15 protein-coding genes are annotated in these 15,297 nt (G+C 66.8%); 8 read left to right on the plus strand and 7 right to left on the minus strand.

The genetic code is table 11. The annotated features are described in order from the left end of the window. Positions 1-96: 96 nt before the first annotated feature. Both ACZI8W_RS01895 and ACZI8W_RS01900 read right to left on the minus strand, forming a co-directional pair. Positions 97-456, minus strand: coding sequence for a hypothetical protein (locus ACZI8W_RS01895; RefSeq protein WP_463366787.1), 360 nt, complete (start codon positions 454-456; stop codon positions 97-99). 119 nt (positions 457-575) lie between these two features. Then, positions 576-1,412, minus strand: a complete 837-nt coding sequence (locus ACZI8W_RS01900; RefSeq protein WP_463367029.1) for an Rv1157c family protein — start codon at positions 1,410-1,412, stop codon at positions 576-578. Positions 1,413-1,764: 352 nt separating this feature from the next. Between ACZI8W_RS01900 and ACZI8W_RS01905 the strand changes: the two genes are divergently transcribed. After that, positions 1,765-3,009, plus strand: a complete 1,245-nt coding sequence (locus tag ACZI8W_RS01905) for a mannosyltransferase (protein WP_463366788.1) — start codon at positions 1,765-1,767, stop codon at positions 3,007-3,009. Here ACZI8W_RS01905 and ACZI8W_RS01910 read toward each other — a convergent pair. Continuing rightward, positions 2,954-3,241 (minus strand): 4a-hydroxytetrahydrobiopterin dehydratase, encoded by a 288-nt coding sequence (locus tag ACZI8W_RS01910; protein WP_463366789.1) that lies wholly within the window; start codon positions 3,239-3,241, stop codon positions 2,954-2,956. The two genes, ACZI8W_RS01905 and ACZI8W_RS01910, sit on opposite strands and share 56 nt — an antisense overlap. Positions 3,242-3,304: 63 nt before the next feature. After that, complete coding sequence (locus tag ACZI8W_RS01915; protein WP_463366790.1) at positions 3,305-3,487, minus strand: hypothetical protein; 183 nt, start codon at positions 3,485-3,487, stop codon at positions 3,305-3,307. A 373-nt stretch (positions 3,488-3,860) separates the two neighbouring features. On the opposite strand from ACZI8W_RS01915, the gene typA reads away from it, so the two are divergent. The 5 genes from typA (at position 3,861) to ACZI8W_RS01940 (ending at position 9,425) form a co-directional block, all read left to right on the plus strand. Further along, positions 3,861-5,747 (plus strand): translational GTPase TypA, encoded by a 1,887-nt coding sequence (typA, locus tag ACZI8W_RS01920; RefSeq protein ID WP_463366791.1) that lies wholly within the window; start codon positions 3,861-3,863, stop codon positions 5,745-5,747. A gap of 110 nt (positions 5,748-5,857) precedes the next feature. Beyond that, positions 5,858-7,879: an ABC transporter family substrate-binding protein gene (locus tag ACZI8W_RS01925; RefSeq protein ID WP_463366792.1), complete on the plus strand. Its 2,022-nt coding sequence runs from the start codon at positions 5,858-5,860 to the stop codon at positions 7,877-7,879. Then, positions 7,863-8,753 carry an N-acetyl-1-D-myo-inositol-2-amino-2-deoxy-alpha-D-glucopyranoside deacetylase gene (gene mshB, locus ACZI8W_RS01930; RefSeq protein ID WP_463366793.1) on the plus strand — a complete coding sequence of 297 codons (891 nt, stop codon included), beginning with the start codon at positions 7,863-7,865 and terminating at the stop codon, positions 8,751-8,753. Before ACZI8W_RS01925 ends, mshB begins: the two co-directional genes overlap by 17 nt. 35 nt (positions 8,754-8,788) lie before the next feature. Then, positions 8,789-8,947, plus strand: a complete 159-nt coding sequence (locus tag ACZI8W_RS01935; RefSeq protein WP_463366794.1) for a hypothetical protein — start codon at positions 8,789-8,791, stop codon at positions 8,945-8,947. A 43-nt stretch (positions 8,948-8,990) separates the two neighbouring features. Beyond that, positions 8,991-9,425, plus strand: a complete 435-nt coding sequence (locus ACZI8W_RS01940) for a hypothetical protein (protein WP_463366795.1) — start codon at positions 8,991-8,993, stop codon at positions 9,423-9,425. On the opposite strand, the gene ACZI8W_RS01945 is transcribed toward ACZI8W_RS01940, so the two are convergent. The 3 genes from ACZI8W_RS01945 to ACZI8W_RS01955 all read right to left on the minus strand — a co-directional run bounded on the left by ACZI8W_RS01945 (position 9,379) and on the right by ACZI8W_RS01955 (position 12,154). Further along, the gene (locus tag ACZI8W_RS01945) at positions 9,379-10,080 is read right to left on the minus strand and encodes a uracil-DNA glycosylase (protein ID WP_463366796.1); all 702 of its coding nucleotides are present in this window, start codon (positions 10,078-10,080) and stop codon (positions 9,379-9,381) included. The two genes, ACZI8W_RS01940 and ACZI8W_RS01945, sit on opposite strands and share 47 nt — an antisense overlap. Before the next feature lie 41 nt (positions 10,081-10,121). Further along, on the minus strand, positions 10,122-11,609 hold the full coding sequence (locus tag ACZI8W_RS01950) for a PH domain-containing protein (RefSeq protein WP_463367030.1): 1,488 nt from the start codon (positions 11,607-11,609) through the stop codon (positions 10,122-10,124). Between the two features lie 68 nt (positions 11,610-11,677). Beyond that, positions 11,678-12,154 carry a PH domain-containing protein gene (locus ACZI8W_RS01955; protein ID WP_463367031.1) on the minus strand — a complete coding sequence of 159 codons (477 nt, stop codon included), beginning with the start codon at positions 12,152-12,154 and terminating at the stop codon, positions 11,678-11,680. A 140-nt stretch (positions 12,155-12,294) separates the two neighbouring features. On the opposite strand from ACZI8W_RS01955, the gene ACZI8W_RS01960 reads away from it, so the two are divergent. Beyond that, a complete protein-coding gene (locus ACZI8W_RS01960) occupies positions 12,295-12,510 on the plus strand; it encodes a hypothetical protein (protein ID WP_463366797.1) in 216 nt (71 codons plus the stop codon). Between the two features lie 55 nt (positions 12,511-12,565). Further along, a complete protein-coding gene (locus ACZI8W_RS01965) occupies positions 12,566-15,238 on the plus strand; it encodes a bifunctional FO biosynthesis protein CofGH (RefSeq protein ID WP_463366798.1) in 2,673 nt (890 codons plus the stop codon). Positions 15,239-15,297 lie beyond the last annotated feature (59 nt).

Consider the following 15,297-nt stretch of genomic DNA (forward strand, 5'->3'; position numbering starts at 1 on the left):
AGCGCGACCTCAACTGTGATGTGTGCAAAAACAACTATGTTGCACTTGTCTAACACGCTGTCTGTTCGGAAGCCGAACGGACCCACCGTGTGCTGGTCACGATTGACAGTGACCGGCGGGATCCTGTTCATCGGCGATGACTGCGAAACGTGGATGCTCGTCCGGCATCGAATGCACACCGCGCCACGACATCAACGACCACCGCGAGAGCGCCGACATGCACGAACCCACGCTGCCGACCGACATCGACGACAGCGCAGAGGCAGCGGACCCGGCAGACCCGATCGACAGGATCGAACCGACGCTGCCGATCGACAGAATCGAATAGGCGGACCCGATCGAGAGAATGGATCCTTCCGAGGCGATCGACAGGAACGACCGGTGTGAGCGCAGCGAGCGGGTCGAGCGGTGTGAGCGCAGCGAGCGGGTCGACTGCGGGGGGCGACACTGTGACATGCGGACCATATCCCGGTTTATCACGTGTGGTGGCTGGTGAGAAGGGCACGGGAACTCGGTCGAATACGCGACGGGGCCGCCGGAGCGAACTCCGGCGGCCCGTGCGGTGACTGTGTCGGTCAGGGAACTGCGACGAGCCCCAGGGTCGGCAGGAACGTGCACGAGCGCGGATCCGCGCCCTCCTCCTGTGTGGTGACGCCACCTGAGACCACGGCGACGACCTGGCCGGGTCCGGTGTCGGCGATCGCGCTCAGTGTGGTCGGGCCGTCCGGGTTGATATTGGCCTGGTTGGTCATGGGCTGCGTGCCGGAGCGGCCGTTGGAGACGTTGATCCAGGTCAGGGTCATCGGCTCGGCCTGCTCAGCGGCGGCCGGTGCGGTGCCGAGTGCAGTGAACACGAATCCGGCCTGGCCGGCGCCCGGCCCCGGAGGTGGTAGCAGTGCCGGACCCGCGACCGCGAGTGCAGTGCCCACGGAGTCTGCGCCGTCGCCGATGCAGTCCTGACCCAGCGTCGGGTACAGGAACTGGGAGATCACGACCTCGCCCGGAGCCGGAAGAGCGGGGCCGCCGCCGCCGCTACCGTCGAGGAACGTGATGACGCTCTCGAGCGTGCCCTTCACCGAATCCGGAAGTTCGGAGTTCGCGAGTAGCTCTTTGGCTTGAGCGAGGATGTCGTTCTTGCCGTCGTCCGCGATATCGGAAGGGCCGGCCGCGGCGCCGACGATGGCGGGGGCGAGCGACGCGAGTGCCTCGGTCTCTCGGAGGTCGACCTCGGTTCGGGGGAGGAACTGTGTCAGCGACTCGATGGACAGATCGGCCGGCACGGCGAACTGAGGGAGCGTGACGAGCTCGGCCAGGTCCGGTAGCGCGGGCGGTGCAGGTTGCGCGACTCCGTGCGTCGGCACGGCAAGTCCCGCGGCGGCGGCGAGTGCGCACACGGTGAGCGCCCTCCGCATTCCTCGAGTACGAAGCACTGTTCCCCATCCTTGTCGTTGAAGTACCCGGTGCCTTTGGACGGGCAATCGGTTACTGACGGCTCGAGGAGACACTCTATGTAGCCCCCCCGTCCGGTACAAGCGGCAGCGCCCGCTTGTCGAGGGCGTTGGGCCGATACCTGCGGGGAGTGTAGCCACAGGGTGTTCCGATGGTGGTTCTAGGTTGACGGTAACGCGATACGGATGTGAAAGCTGTGACCAGAGATGAAATTGTTACGTGAGCGGCTGTCGCTTTTCGATCTGTCGTATCGCACCGGTAATCTCTGACGCCGGGTCGGAGCACCCGGACGACGACGACGGGAGGCGCACCGCGGTGCCAGAACGTGCTCGGTCGTACCGTCTGTGGTGCGCGTTGCTTCTACTGTTGTCGGTGGTGGCCAGGCTCGCATTGGGCCTGCTGACTACCAACGGCATGAACCTCGTCGACCTTCATGTGTACGTCGACGGTTCCGCCGCACTTCTGCGCGGCGAACTGTACGACTTCACCTATTCGCGCGACACCCCCGATTTCCCGCTGCCATTCACCTATCCGCCGTTCGCGGCCCTCGTGTTCCTGCCGCTGCACTATCTGCCGTTCGGGCTGATCAGCATCCTGTGGTTACTCCTGACGATCGCAGCGCTGTTCTGGGTCATCCGGATCTCACTCGAACTGCTCGTCGGTCCGGCGGCACGCGGACCGTACTGGACGTCGGTGGCGTCGGTCTGGACGGCGATCGCGGTGTGGATCGAGCCGGTGCGCACCACTCTCGACTACGGGCAGATCAACGTCTTTCTCGCGCTCGCCGTGATGGTGGCGGTCCGCAGCAGTCGGTGGTGGCTGTCCGGTGGGCTCGTCGGCATCGTGGCCGGCATCAAACTCACCCCGGCGATCACGGGCATGTACTTCCTGGCCAGGAGACGTTGGCGCGCCGCGTTCTTCTCGGCCGTCGCGTTCGGTGCCACCGTGGTCGTCAGCAGTGTGCTGCTCGGAGAGCAGGCGCGCACCTACTTCACTTCTCTGTTCGGTGATGCCGATCGGATCGGCCCTGTGGGATCGGTCTGGAACCAGTCGCTGCGGGGTGCGCTCAGTCGGCTTCTCGGCCGTGACGTGGATACCGGCTGGGTGTGGATCGTCGCTGTCGCTGCCTGCGCGGTTCTCGCGTTTGCGGCGTGGCGGTCACTCGGCCCCCACGACCGGCTCGGCACGCTCGTCATCGTTCAGCTGTTCGGCCTGCTGGTGTCGCCGATCTCGTGGGTGCACCACTGGGTGTGGGTCGTTCCGATGTTGCTGTGGCTCGCCTACGGGCCACTCGCCGGTCGTCTCGGCACCCGGGTCGTAGCGGCCTGCTGGGCCGCGGTGACACTGGTGGGTGTGCCGTGGGTGCTGAGCACCTTCCAGGCGTCGATGTGGGATATCGACCGCCCCGCGGCGCTCGCGTGGCTCGGAGCAGTGAACGTGGTCGGCGTTCTCGTCGTCTACCTATGGATGATCGTCGCGCCTCGCCGAATCGGCGCCGATTCCGCTACGGCCCCGCCAGTGCATCGATCTTGTGAGCCAGATCCGGATCGGCCGCGGTGATTCCCCCTGCGGAGTGGCTGCTGAGTGAGTAGGTCACTTTGCGCCACCGGATGTCGATGTCGGGATGATGGTTCGCGTCCTCGGCGACCTCGGCCACCCTGCCGACCAGACTGATCGCGTCGGGAAATGTCGGTGACTCGATGGTGCGCACCAGGGCGTCGCCTGCGCGGTGCCAATGGGGGAGGTCGGACAGTGCGGCGTCGATCTCGCCGTCGGTGAGCAACTGGGCCATGACTCATTGTGTGGCCTCTGCGGAGCCGTCCGCAACGAACCGGGGCAATCGGTCGCGGCCGGGTCAGGCGGCGCGAACCTTCTCGAGGTGCTTGCGCAGCTGCTTCTCACTCATCCCGTCGTTCTGGACCTTCTTCATGCGCATGATCACGACGGGGCACTTCACGCAGCGCGTCTTCTTGCGGCAGCATTTCTTCTTCGGCTTCAAGCCTGCGACAGTGCTTGCCTTGAACTTCTTCTTGCCCATCTTCGTCCTGCTCCTGACTTCCACGCGCGTGGAAGTCAGGTTAGCGTTCCCTCAGTTGGAGGCCAAGGGGTGCTCGGCGGGGCGTTCTCAGACTCGAACTCAGACTCGAAGTCGGACCCTTCGACGTGTCGAACGTCACTTCGGGGTACGCTGAGCTGGGCCGATAGGGTCGCGATGCCGCGTGCATGCCTGTGCGGGCTGTAGGGTACTCGTGGCCGCAGTGCCCGCACGGACCTTCGGAGAATCGATCTCGAAGTCCGCGCCGGGTGTTTCGCATTCGCGTCGCGGACCAGATGAGAAATTGCGCCGTACGGGCGAGGTGCCAACCGGGTCCAGTGCCGTGTGGCCGGACTACAGCCAGGAGAGCCATCGCGTGAGCACCGCAGATTTTCGGAACGTCGCCATCGTGGCGCACGTCGACCACGGAAAGACCACCCTCGTCGACGCCATGCTGCGCCAGTCGGGTGCGTTCGCGGAACGCGCTGAACTCGTTGACCGAGTCATGGACTCCGGCGACCTCGAACGCGAGAAGGGCATCACCATTCTCGCCAAGAACACTGCGGTGCACCGCCACCATGCCGACGGTGGCGTGACCGTTATCAATGTCATCGACACCCCCGGCCACGCGGACTTCGGTGGCGAGGTCGAGCGCGGCCTGTCGATGGTCGACGGAGTGGTCCTGCTCATCGACTCTTCCGAGGGCCCGCTGCCGCAGACACGCTTCGTGTTGCGCAAGGCGCTTGCCGCGTCGCTGCCCGTGATCCTGGTCGTGAACAAGACCGACCGACCCGACGCCCGCATCGCAGAGGTCGTCGAGGAGAGCCAGACCCTTCTGCTCGACCTTGCATCCGATCTCGATGACGAGGCCGCGGAAGCCGCCGAACTCGCTCTCGAGCTGCCCGTTCTCTACGCCTCGGGTCGCGAGGGCAAGGCCAGCCGGAAGCAGCCCGAGAACGGTCAGGTCCCCGATGCGGAAAACCTCGACGAACTCTTCGAGGTCCTTTTCGACTGCATCCCGGCACCGAAGGGCAACGCGGACGCGCCGCTGCAGGCGCATGTCACCAACCTCGATGCGTCCGAGTTCCTCGGTCGCCTCGCGCTGCTCCGCGTCCACAACGGCAAGCTCCGTAAGGGCGACACCGTCGCGTGGATGCACTCGGACGGCGTAAAGAACGTGAAGATCACAGAGCTGCTCAAGACGGTCGGCGTCGAGCGTCAGCCCGGTGAGGAAGCCGTCGCGGGCGACATCGTCGCCGTCGCAGGCATCGCTGACATCATGATCGGCGACACCCTCGCCGATGTCGAGAACCCGGTCGCGCTGCCCACCATTACCGTCGACGAACCCGCGATCTCCATGGTGATCGGCACCAACACGTCGCCTCTGGTGGGCCGCGTGCAGGGCCACAAGCTCACTGCCCGCATGGTCAAGACCCGGCTCGACTCCGAACTCATCGGCAATGTGTCGCTCAAGGTGCTCGACATCGGCCGCCCGGACGCGTGGGAGGTGCAGGGTCGTGGTGAGCTTGCGCTCGCGATCCTGGTCGAGCAGATGCGCCGCGAGGGCTTTGAACTCACTGTCGGCAAGCCGCAGGTGGTCACCAGGACAGTCGACGGCAAGCTGCACGAGCCGTACGAAGAGCTGACGATCGACAGCCCCGAGGAGTACCTCGGCTCGATCACCCAGCTCCTCGCGGCCCGCAAGGGCAAGATGGTGCAGATGACCAACCACGGAACGGGTTGGGTCCGGATGGAGTTCATCGTCCCGTCCCGCGGTCTCATCGGCTTCCGTACCGATTTCCTCACGGAAACACGCGGCACGGGTATCTCCAACGCGATCTTCCACGGCTACGCACCGTGGGCCGGCGAGATCCGAGCACGCCACACGGGGTCGCTCGTGTCCGACCGCGCAGGTTCGGTTACCCCGTTCGCGATGATCCAGCTCTCCGATCGCGGCACCTTCTTCGTGGACCCGGGCGCGGACACGTACGAGGGCATGGTCGTGGGCATCAACCCCCGCGCGGAGGACCTCGACATCAACGTCACCCGCGAGAAGAAGCTCACCAACATGCGCTCGTCGACGGCCGATGTCATGGAGACACTCGCCAAGCCGATCGAACTCACGCTCGAAGCTGCGCTCGAGTTCTGTGCGGTCGACGAATGTGTCGAGGTGACCCCCGAGGTGATTCGCGTACGCAAGGTGCACCTGTCGAGCACCGACCGTGCGCGTGCTCGGTCGCGCGAGAAAGCCCGCAACAAGTAGAAATAGTGTGGAGCGGCCCCGGTAGCCCGGCTCCCCGGGGCCGTGACAGTCGACGAGAGGAACTCCGAGTGTTGCGTTCGCGCCTCCGGCGCCGGCGGTGGATCGGTCCGGTGGCCGTCGTGACAGTCGCACTGGCGTCGACGGCGTGTACTGCGGATCCACCTCCGCCGATTGAACAGACGGAGTCCGCAACAGCGCCCGCGCCCGCCCAGGCGCGCAACACGGTGGTCGTCGCAATCGACGGCGTAGAGACCGGTTTCAACCCGCACCTGCTGGCAGATCAGTCACCCGTCGGCGATGCGATCGCGCAACTGGTCCTGCCCAGCGCATTCCGCCCTGTGTCGAGCGCGGAGGATCCTGCTGTCACCGAATGGGTGCTCGACGATTCGGTGCTGGTGTCCGCGGAGGTCGTCTCGCAGGTGCCTTTCACCATCGAATACGAGGTCCGGAACGACGCCCAGTGGTCGGACAGCGCGCCCATCGCGGCGGAGGACTTCCACTATCTTTGGCGGCAGATGACCTCGCAGCCAGGAGTCGTCGACGCCGCGGGCTATCGGCTGATCGAAGACGTCCGCTCCTCTGGCGGCGGCAAGACTGTCACCGTGACCCTGCGCGAGCCGTACCCTGCGTGGCGAGAGTTGTTCACGGACATGCTCCCCGCCCACCTCGTCAAGGACACTCCGGGCGGTTTCGACACCGGACTGTCGGAAACGATCCCGGTGTCGGGCGGTCCCTTCAAGGTGGAGTCCGTCGACCGAGGCCGCGGTGAGGTCTTGCTCGAGCGCAACGACCGGTTCTGGGGTGAGCCGGCTCTGCCCGATGAGATCCTCATGCGACGTGGCGGCAGCGACGCCCAGCTCACCGAGTCCATGCGAAGTGGCGACACCCAGATCGCGCAGGTTTCCGGCGGATCGGCCCTGCTCGCCCAGCTCGGTGCGGTGCCGGGGCTGCGAACCCACGTGCAGCTCGAGCCCAGGACGCTCGAACTGACGCTCAACACCCGCACTCCCACCCTTGCCGACCCGCGGGTACGCCGCGGGGTTCTCGGTCTGCTCGATCCGGAGATGCTCGCTCTGGTCGCGGCGGGTTCCGAGGCCGAGGTAGTCCCCGACAGGGCTCAGGTCCTCGCACCGTCCGATCCCGGATACATGCCGACGATGCCGCCATGGCCGAGTCGGGAAGACGCGCTTGCGCTGCTCGCGGAAGCCGGTTACCTGCCCAATCTGCCGGCGGCGCCAATCCCTGAGCCGCCCGCGGATCACCCGTCCCCGGCCGGAGCAGCCACACCCGACCCGACTACACCCGACCCGACCACGCGGGCAGAGTTGCCCTCGGGCGACGGTTCGTCCGAGCAGCCGTCCACCGGACGCGCAGAACCGATCTCGGACGGCGCACTCGTCCGCGACGGCGCCCCGCTGGTGCTCGTGCTCGGTGTCGTCGAAGGGTCCGCGACCGCGCGCACCGTGGCACACACGGCGGCAGATGTACTGTCCGGTGCCGGAATCGCGGCCACCGTGAGCGAACTACCGCCGGACGAGCTCTACGGTGATGCCCTCGTCGACGGCGATGTGCACGCGATCGTCGGTTGGATGCAGGCGGGGTCCGACCCCGCCACCGCGACGCTCTCCCGATTCGGGTGCCTGCCCGACCCTCCGGCACCGTCCGCATCGGAGACGACGCAGGGAGCAGGAACGACGGCGGGATCAGCGACGACGGCGGAGCCGCCCACGTCGACGACCGCAGTCCCGACCACCACCGCGGCCGGTGTCCCCGACTCGGGTGTCGGCAACGACGATGGCAGCAGCGAGGAAGCAGGCAGCGAGGAGTCGAGGGATGAAGCGGAGGAGGCCGCGGCCGCCGAACTCGAAGCACCCAGTAACCTTTCGGGTGCCTGTGATCCCGCCGTGCAGACTCGACTCGTCGATGCCCTGCACGGGGTAGGGGACGTCCCCGCGACACTCGCCGAAGTGGAGCCGAGGCTGTGGGAGCTTGCAGTGAACCTCCCGATCATCCAGGGGCGGTCCGTAACCGCTGCCGGTCCCGGTGTGGACGGAATTGCACTGGCAGGTCCGGTGCCGGCGGGGATCGTCGGCGACGCCCGATTCTGGTGGAGGAATGCCAGTGACCGCTGACGAAGCGCGCAGACTACTGCTTGTACACGCACATCCGGACGACGAAACCCTCACCACGGGTGGCACTGTCGCCCGATATGTCGCCCATGGAGCCGAGGTCACCGTGGTGACCTGCACTCTCGGTGAGGAAGGAGAGGTGATCGGCGGCCAGTGGGCGCAGCTCACCGCCGAGCGGGCAGACCAGCTCGGTGGCTACCGTGTATTGGAGTTGACCCGCGCACTGAATGCACTCGGACTGGATGCACCCCGATTCCTGGGTGGGGCGGGCCATTGGCGGGACTCCGGGATGGCCGGCACACCGTCGGCGGCGAATCCCCGCGCGTGGGTCAACGCCGATTCCGATGAAGCCATCGGGGCGCTTGTCGCCGAAATCCGGCGTACGCGGCCTCACGTCGTGGTCACGTACGACCCGGTCGGTGGGTATGGGCACCCGGACCACATCGCCGTGCACGAACGCGTGATGGCCGCGCTCGACGTCTCCGGAACCGACGACTATGCAGCTGCCGGTGCACCATGGACACCGGCGAAGGTGTATTGGACCGTGACCGAGAGGTCGGCGCTCGAAGCGCGTATCGCCGAGATCGGCGACCTCCCGGACGGATGGCGCCGACCCGATCCGGGCGAACTCCCGAGCGTGCCCGACGATCAGGTGAGTGCCGTCGTCGACGTCCGCGGGGTGCTTGCCGCGAAACGCGCCGCGATGGCCGCCCACGCGACCCAGGTGACCGTCGCGCCGGGCGGAGCGCAGTTCACGCTGTCGAACCTCGTCGCTCAACCGGTTCTCGATGAAGAGCACTTCCGTCTGGTGCGTGGGCAACCAGGTGAAACGGATACCTCCGGGCGGGAGCGTGACCTCTTCTCCGGTATCGGATAGGGTGACCGCCGACATCGATGGAGGGGAGGACGGCGATGTACAACTGGTCCGTTCAGAATGAGATCATCGCGTTGGTCGACTCGTTGCGCCCGCACGCCGACGAGATCCGTGCCGGTTATTTCGATGCGCTCTACGGCTTCGTCGACATGCAATCGCACCTGTTGACCATGCTCGGCTACCCGCCCGTGCCGTGACCCCGATTGGCACTGCCGGGCAGCCGTCGCGCACTATGGAGCGATGACCGTCGACCCTGCAACCGCACTCCCGGACGTACCCGCGCCGCCGCAGGGGCCCCGGAGAGGGGTGGTCGCGCTACTCGTCTTCGACGGGGTTCTGTGCGCGATCCTGTCGGTGATGTTTCTGGGTCTCTACATCGGCCCGGTCCCGTTCCCGATCACGATCCTGCTCGCCGCGGTGATCAATCTGCTGCTGGTGATGGCCGTGCACAGCGAGACCGGATCGCTGCAGACCGCGATGTTGCCGCTCGCGGCGTGGTTGCTCGGATTCGCCGCGTGTCTGGTAGTCGGGCCGGGCGGAGATCAGCTCGCCGTGGCCGACTGGCGAATTCTGATGCTGCCCGTCGCGGCGCTCGCGCCGGCAGGCGGCTACCTCTTCTCGGCGCGGATCAAAGCGATCGTGCGGGCAGCCCGGCCGCCCGCGCAGCAGATGTGAGCACGGTCGCGGTCATCTCCCGGGTGAGACGGCCGGTGAAGGTGTTCTGCTGACTCACGTGGTAGCACCCGAACAGCTGCAAGGGGGCCCGATCCTCGACCGCCGGCGCAAGGGTGGCACGTGCACCGTGCCCGAACTTCGGGCGTGGTGACGGTACGGTCCACCCCGAGGCGGTCAGCACCGGAAGCAGTGCCTGCCAACCGAATCCACCGAGCACGACGACGGCCCGCAGCGTCGGTGAGAGCAGTGCGAGTTCCTGCTCGAGCCAGCCTCGGCACGTGTCCCGCTCGGTGACCGTCGGCTTGTTGGCAGGCGGTGCGCAATGCACCGGTGAGGTGATGCGCGTGCCGAACAGTTCGAGTCCGTCTCCGATCCGGGTCGCGGTGGGTTGCGACGCGAGACCGGCATCGTACATCGCGGCGTACAGGAAATCGCCGGATCGATCGCCGGTGAACATCCGCCCCGTACGGTTGGCGCCGTGCGCCGCCGGCGCCAACCCCACGATGAGCAGTGCCGCGTCGGTCGGCCCGAATCCGGGTACAGGCCTACCCCAGTACTCTTCGTCGCGATACGCGGCTCGTTTCTCCTGCGCGACCCGTTCACGCCACTCGACCAACCTCGGACACGCGCGGCAGTCCACGAGCATCTCGTCCATCGCCGACAGGGTGCTCGCTCCGGGTCTGCGCCAGGGATCGATCACGATATCCGGTCTCTGCGTGCCCAGATGTCGCCCGCGCCGGGAGTCACCGACTCGATCAACGACCACGCGTCGTGTAGGGGCACGTCCACGACTTCGTAGTGGCCTGCGCCCGCGGGCGTTGCTGCGATCACCGTGGCCACGCCGGTCCGTCGCTGGAAGAAGGTCTGACGCACCGTCCACCCGATGATCCCGTCCGACTCGAGGTAGATCAGGTGACGGTCGAGCGAACCCGCGCGTGTGACGAGATAGCCGGTAGGCGAAGCGTGCCCGAGACCCCGATAGCGATCCCATCCGAGCGCTATCGCGGCGATGACGAGTGCAGCCGCACCCGCCCCGGCTGCCAAGGGCAATGGCCGGCCGAAGATCGCGGCAGCTGCGATGCCCACTGCGATCAGGCACACCACTGGGGCGAGGGCCCGGGTGAAGCGGCGCCGACGTGCTCCTGCGCCGTGGGGGATCAGCGGCACTGTCAGCGGCGAGTCGGTGGTGAGTACTTCGCCGGCCACCCGGCGTACTTCGCGGTCGGGTGCCGATGGCAACACGAGCGACGATTCGCCGCGTTCGGCCGATACGCCCGTCATGATCGCGTCGAGGCGTGCCGCTCCCACGAGCCTCAGCGCGAGGGGTTCGTGGACGGCGACGCCGCGGAGTCGCGCGCGATCGAGGGTCGTGTGCCGCACCCGCAGCAGTCCTCGCCCGACCCGCAGCATCCGTTCGTCGTCGGTGACCAGCAGGTTCCCGTACAGCAGTAGATACCGGATGCAGGCGGCGATACTCGCCACGACCAAGATCACGGCGACCGCGACACCGACAGCGACAGCGATGCCGGCCGCCGCGAGTGCGTCGACTCCGTGCGCGACAGTGTCCGATTCGGTGAGCTGTTCGCCGATCCCGTACTGGAACGCCAACCCGACAACGGCGGCGACACCGATCAGTCCGGTTGCCGAGAACGGCGCGTACCGGACCCATCCGGGCCGCAACCGGGCCACTTCGCGTTCGACCGGTCCAGCGTCGACGGGGATGGACTCGGGGGCGCTTCCGGCTGCAGGGACGCTTCCGGCTGCAGGGGCAGTCTGCGCATCCTCGAGGAGACCGGCACGCAGAGCGGGAACGTCCTCGATGGCGATGCCGTTGAGCTCGAACCGGTTGTGGTCGGTGCTGCTACCGCCGGATTGCCCGGTGCCGATCTTCACCACCGCGAGACCGAGCACTCGGTGCAGTATCCGCCGGTCGACGTCGACCGACCGGATGCGGCTGCGCGGAATCGACAGCTCGCGGCGCTGCAACAGGCCGCGGCGCAACTCGATGTGCACGGGTCCGACCCGGTAGCTCGTCGTGAACCAGCGGGCGAGTCCGATGAGGACCAGCACGGCCGCGACACCGAGACCCCAGTACGGATTGCCGCTGCTGCTGCCCAACAGCACCGAACCGATCAGGACGGGAAACAGTTTCAGGATCTCTTCGACGGGGTGAACCAGCAGCATGCGGCGGTCGAGGCGCTGCCAGTCGGTGGGCAACGGTGTTTCAGGTGCGGGTACGTCGGATCCGGGTGTCACGTCGCATCGGCTCCGTTGACACCAGCGATCGCGGTGAGCCGTGCGACCGTCTCGTCGGCCATCGCCGTATCGAGCGCGGTGATCTCCACCGCGCCGGCGGACGAGGCGGTCGTGACGGTGACGGTCGCGAGCCCGAGCAGACGGTCGATCGGGCCGCGCTCGGTGTCGACGGTCTGGATTCGTGAGATCGGTGCGATCCGACGTTCCTGCGTGAACCAACCCGAGCGGGTGTGTACGGCGGTGTCGCTGATCTCCCAGCGGTGCACCCGGTAGCGCCACAGGGGGACCGCCCCGATATGCAGGCCCGCGAGGAGCACGGTCGCGCAGGCTGCCGCGACGTGCCACCCGACGCGGCTCGAATCCAGCGCAGCCCACACAACCTGCGCAATGGCGACCGGGACCCACATCAGTGCGGCATTGATCGCCCACAATGCGCGTGCCTTCGGACTCGGCCGCCACGCGGGTTCAGCCATCACCGTTCCGGTGCTGCTGTCCACTTTCACACTCCCGACTCGGTTCCGGGTTCCAGGTTAGGCTGAGGCAGGGTCCCGCTCCGGATGGCCCAGGGTATCCCCGCACCGACGGACGTTCAGTCACGACGAGGAGGACCGACATGAGTGAAGCCGACATGACCGACGCTTCCGATGCACTCGAGTTCGCGGGCCTGTCGACCGAGGATTCCGAAGGGGATCGCGTCGAACAGTCGACGCCGGCCTACGACGATCCTCGCGACACGTTCCCGTCCGACCTGCCGCTCGAGGTCGATCCCGCCGATGCTGCCGAGCAGAATCGCGAGGTGGCCGTGGACGAGGACTATCCCCACGAGTGACGAGCGGGCGCACCCCGAAGTGGCATGCGACACGGTGGGGGCGCATGATCGGGCCATGACCGATTCCGCTGACGACACGCAGCACTCCGCGATGCTTCCGTTGCCGTCGCTGCGACCTGGTGCCGCCCCGCAGCCGACAGTCTCGGCAGGTGATGTACAGCCGACAGTCTCGGCAGGTGATGTACAGCCGACAGTCTCGGCAGGTGATGTACAGCCGACTCCGTCTGCGATGCGACGAGCGCTGCGTCGCGCCCGCGACGGGGTGAGCCTCAACGTCGATGAGGCCGCTGTGCTGCTGCAGGCCCACGGCGCCGACCTCCGCGATCTGTGTGCGTCGGCGTCGCGGGTACGCGACGCTGGTCTGCTTGCGCTGGAGCGGCCGGGAACGGTTACCTACTCGCGGAAGGTGTTCGTCCCGATCACCCGGCTCTGCCGCGACCGGTGCCACTACTGCACTTTCGTCACTGTTCCGGGCCGGCTTCGTGCTGAAGGCCGGGGTATGTACCTGGAGCCCGACGAGATCCTCGAGATCGCGCGGCAGGGCGCTGCACTGGGCTGCAAGGAAGCGTTGTTCACCCTCGGTGACCGGCCCGAGGACCGGTGGCCCGAGGCGAGGCAGTGGCTCGACGAGCGCGGGTACGACTCGACGCTCGACTATGTGCGGGCCATGTCGATCCGGGTGCTCGAGGAAACCGGTCTGCTGCCGCACCTGAATCCGGGCGTGATGAGCTGGGCCGAGATCTCACGGCTCAAGCCGGTAGCGCCATCGATGGGCATGATGCTCGAGACGACGTCGGAACGGCTGTTCACGGAGAAAGGCCAGTGCCATCATGGCAGCCCCGACAAAGAACCGTCCGTGCGGCTGCGGGTGCTCACCGACGCGGGCCGCCTGTCGGTGCCGTTCACCACGGGGATCCTCGTCGGCATCGGGGAGTCCTTCGTCGAACGTGCCGAGTCGATCCTGGCGATCCGGAAGACGCACAAGGCGTTCGGCCACATCCAAGAAGTCATCGTGCAGAACTTCCGGGCCAAGGACGACACCGCGATGCGTGATGTCGACGACGCCGCGCTCGACGAGTTCCTGTCGGCGATCGCGGTGACACGGCTGATTCTCGGCCCCGGCATGAGAATCCAGGCGCCGCCCAACCTGGTCTCGCTCGACGAATGCCGCGCGCTGCTCGCGGCGGGCGTCGACGACTGGGGTGGGGTGTCGCCGCTGACCCCGGACCACGTCAATCCGGAGCGGCCGTGGCCGAATCTCGACGCACTGGCCCGGCTCAGCGCCGAGGCGGGATTCCGGCTCACCGAACGCATTGCAGCACAGTCGCAGTATGTGCTGGCCGGCCAGCCGTGGATCGACCCCAGAATTGCCGCGCACGTGCGTGCGTTGTCCGACCCGGAGACCGGGCTCGCACAGCAGGTCATCCCATCGGGGCTGCCGTGGCAGGAACCCGACGTCGACTGGGGTTCGTCGGGGCGCATAGATCTCAATTCCGAGATCGACGTGACGGGACGCAATACCGATCACCGGTCCGACCTCGGTAGCGCCTTCGGTGATTGGGATACCGTGCGCGAGCAGGTGCTGGCACTCGGGGAGTCCGCGCCGGTTCGTCTCGAGCACGACGTGCTGTCGGCGTTGCGGTCCGCGGAGCGCGACCCGGGCGGTTGCTCCGACGCGGAGTACGTCGCTCTCGCGAACGCCGACGGGGCGGGTCTCGAGGCAATTGTCGCGCTGGCAGATCAACTGCGGCGCGATACGGTCGGCGACGACGTCACCTATGTGGTCAATCGGAACATCAACTTCACCAACATCTGTTACACGGGTTGCCGATTCTGTGCTTTCGCGCAGCGCAAGGGTGATGCCGATGCTTTCACGTTGTCTACGGCAGAGGTCGCCGATCGGGCGTGGGAAGCGCACGTCGCCGGCGCCACCGAGGTGTGCATGCAGGGCGGCATCGACCCCGAGCTTCCTGTGACCGGTTACGCGGATCTGGTGCGCGCGGTCAAGGCGCGGGTGCCGTCGATGCACGTGCACGCGTTCTCGCCCATGGAGATCGTCAACGGTGTCGCGCGGAGTGGTACGTCCATCCGCGAATGGTTGACCGAGCTGCGCGAATCCGGCCTCGACACGATTCCGGGTACGGCCGCGGAGATCCTCGACGACGAGGTGCGCTGGGTGCTCACGAAGGGCAAGCTGCCCACCGCCGAGTGGATCGAGGTGGTCACCACCGCGCATGAGGTAGGGCTGCGATCCAGTTCGACGATGATGTACGGGCACGTCGACCAGCCGCATCATTGGGTGGGGCACCTGAACGTACTGCGCAGGATCCAGGATCGCACCGGTGGGTTCACCGAGTTCGTGCTGCTGCCGTTCGTGCACCAGTCGTCGCCGCTGTATCTGGCGGGTGCATCCAGGCCGGGGCCGACGATGCGTGACAACCGAGCGGCGCACGCGCTGGCCCGCATCATGCTGCACGGCCGTATCGAGAACATCCAGACCAGCTGGGTCAAGCTCGGTGTCGCGGGTACGCAGGCGATGCTCGAGGGGGGAGCCAACGATCTCGGTGGAACGTTGATGGAAGAGACGATCTCGCGGATGGCGGGGTCGCAGCACGGTTCGGACAAGACCGTCGCCGAGTTGGTGGCGATCGCCGAGGGCATCGGTCGTCCTGCGCGTGAACGCACCACCGCATACGCCCGTCGTGAGATCGGCGTCACTGTCCGATAGCCCCGCCCCCAGTTTCCGGGCAAGGTCAGGGCACCCTAATGGATAGGTGGCGACCGGCG

Source organism: Rhodococcus ruitaii (genome assembly GCF_055230935.1).

Bases quoted from the DNA above. Each gene is read 5' to 3' on its own strand.
- ACZI8W_RS01950 (WP_463367030.1), bottom strand. From the start codon at position 11,609: ATGCTGCTGGTTCACCCCGTCGAAGAGATCCTGAAACTGTTTCCCGTC.
- ACZI8W_RS01945 (WP_463366796.1), bottom strand. From the start codon at position 10,080: ATGGACGAGATGCTCGTGGACTGCCGCGCGTGTCCGAGGTTGGTCGAG.
- ACZI8W_RS01900 (WP_463367029.1), bottom strand. From the start codon at position 1,412: ATGCGGAGGGCGCTCACCGTGTGCGCACTCGCCGCCGCCGCGGGACTT.
- ACZI8W_RS01955 (WP_463367031.1), bottom strand. From the start codon at position 12,154: ATGGCTGAACCCGCGTGGCGGCCGAGTCCGAAGGCACGCGCATTGTGG.
- ACZI8W_RS01910 (WP_463366789.1), bottom strand. From the start codon at position 3,241: ATGGCCCAGTTGCTCACCGACGGCGAGATCGACGCCGCACTGTCCGAC.
- ACZI8W_RS01915 (WP_463366790.1), bottom strand. From the start codon at position 3,487: ATGGGCAAGAAGAAGTTCAAGGCAAGCACTGTCGCAGGCTTGAAGCCG.
- ACZI8W_RS01895 (WP_463366787.1), bottom strand. From the start codon at position 456: ATGTCACAGTGTCGCCCCCCGCAGTCGACCCGCTCGCTGCGCTCACAC.
- ACZI8W_RS01960 (WP_463366797.1), top strand. From the start codon at position 12,295: ATGAGTGAAGCCGACATGACCGACGCTTCCGATGCACTCGAGTTCGCG.
- ACZI8W_RS01940 (WP_463366795.1), top strand. From the start codon at position 8,991: ATGACCGTCGACCCTGCAACCGCACTCCCGGACGTACCCGCGCCGCCG.
- ACZI8W_RS01965 (WP_463366798.1), top strand. From the start codon at position 12,566: ATGACCGATTCCGCTGACGACACGCAGCACTCCGCGATGCTTCCGTTG.
- mshB (WP_463366793.1), top strand. From the start codon at position 7,863: ATGCCAGTGACCGCTGACGAAGCGCGCAGACTACTGCTTGTACACGCA.
- ACZI8W_RS01935 (WP_463366794.1), top strand. From the start codon at position 8,789: ATGTACAACTGGTCCGTTCAGAATGAGATCATCGCGTTGGTCGACTCG.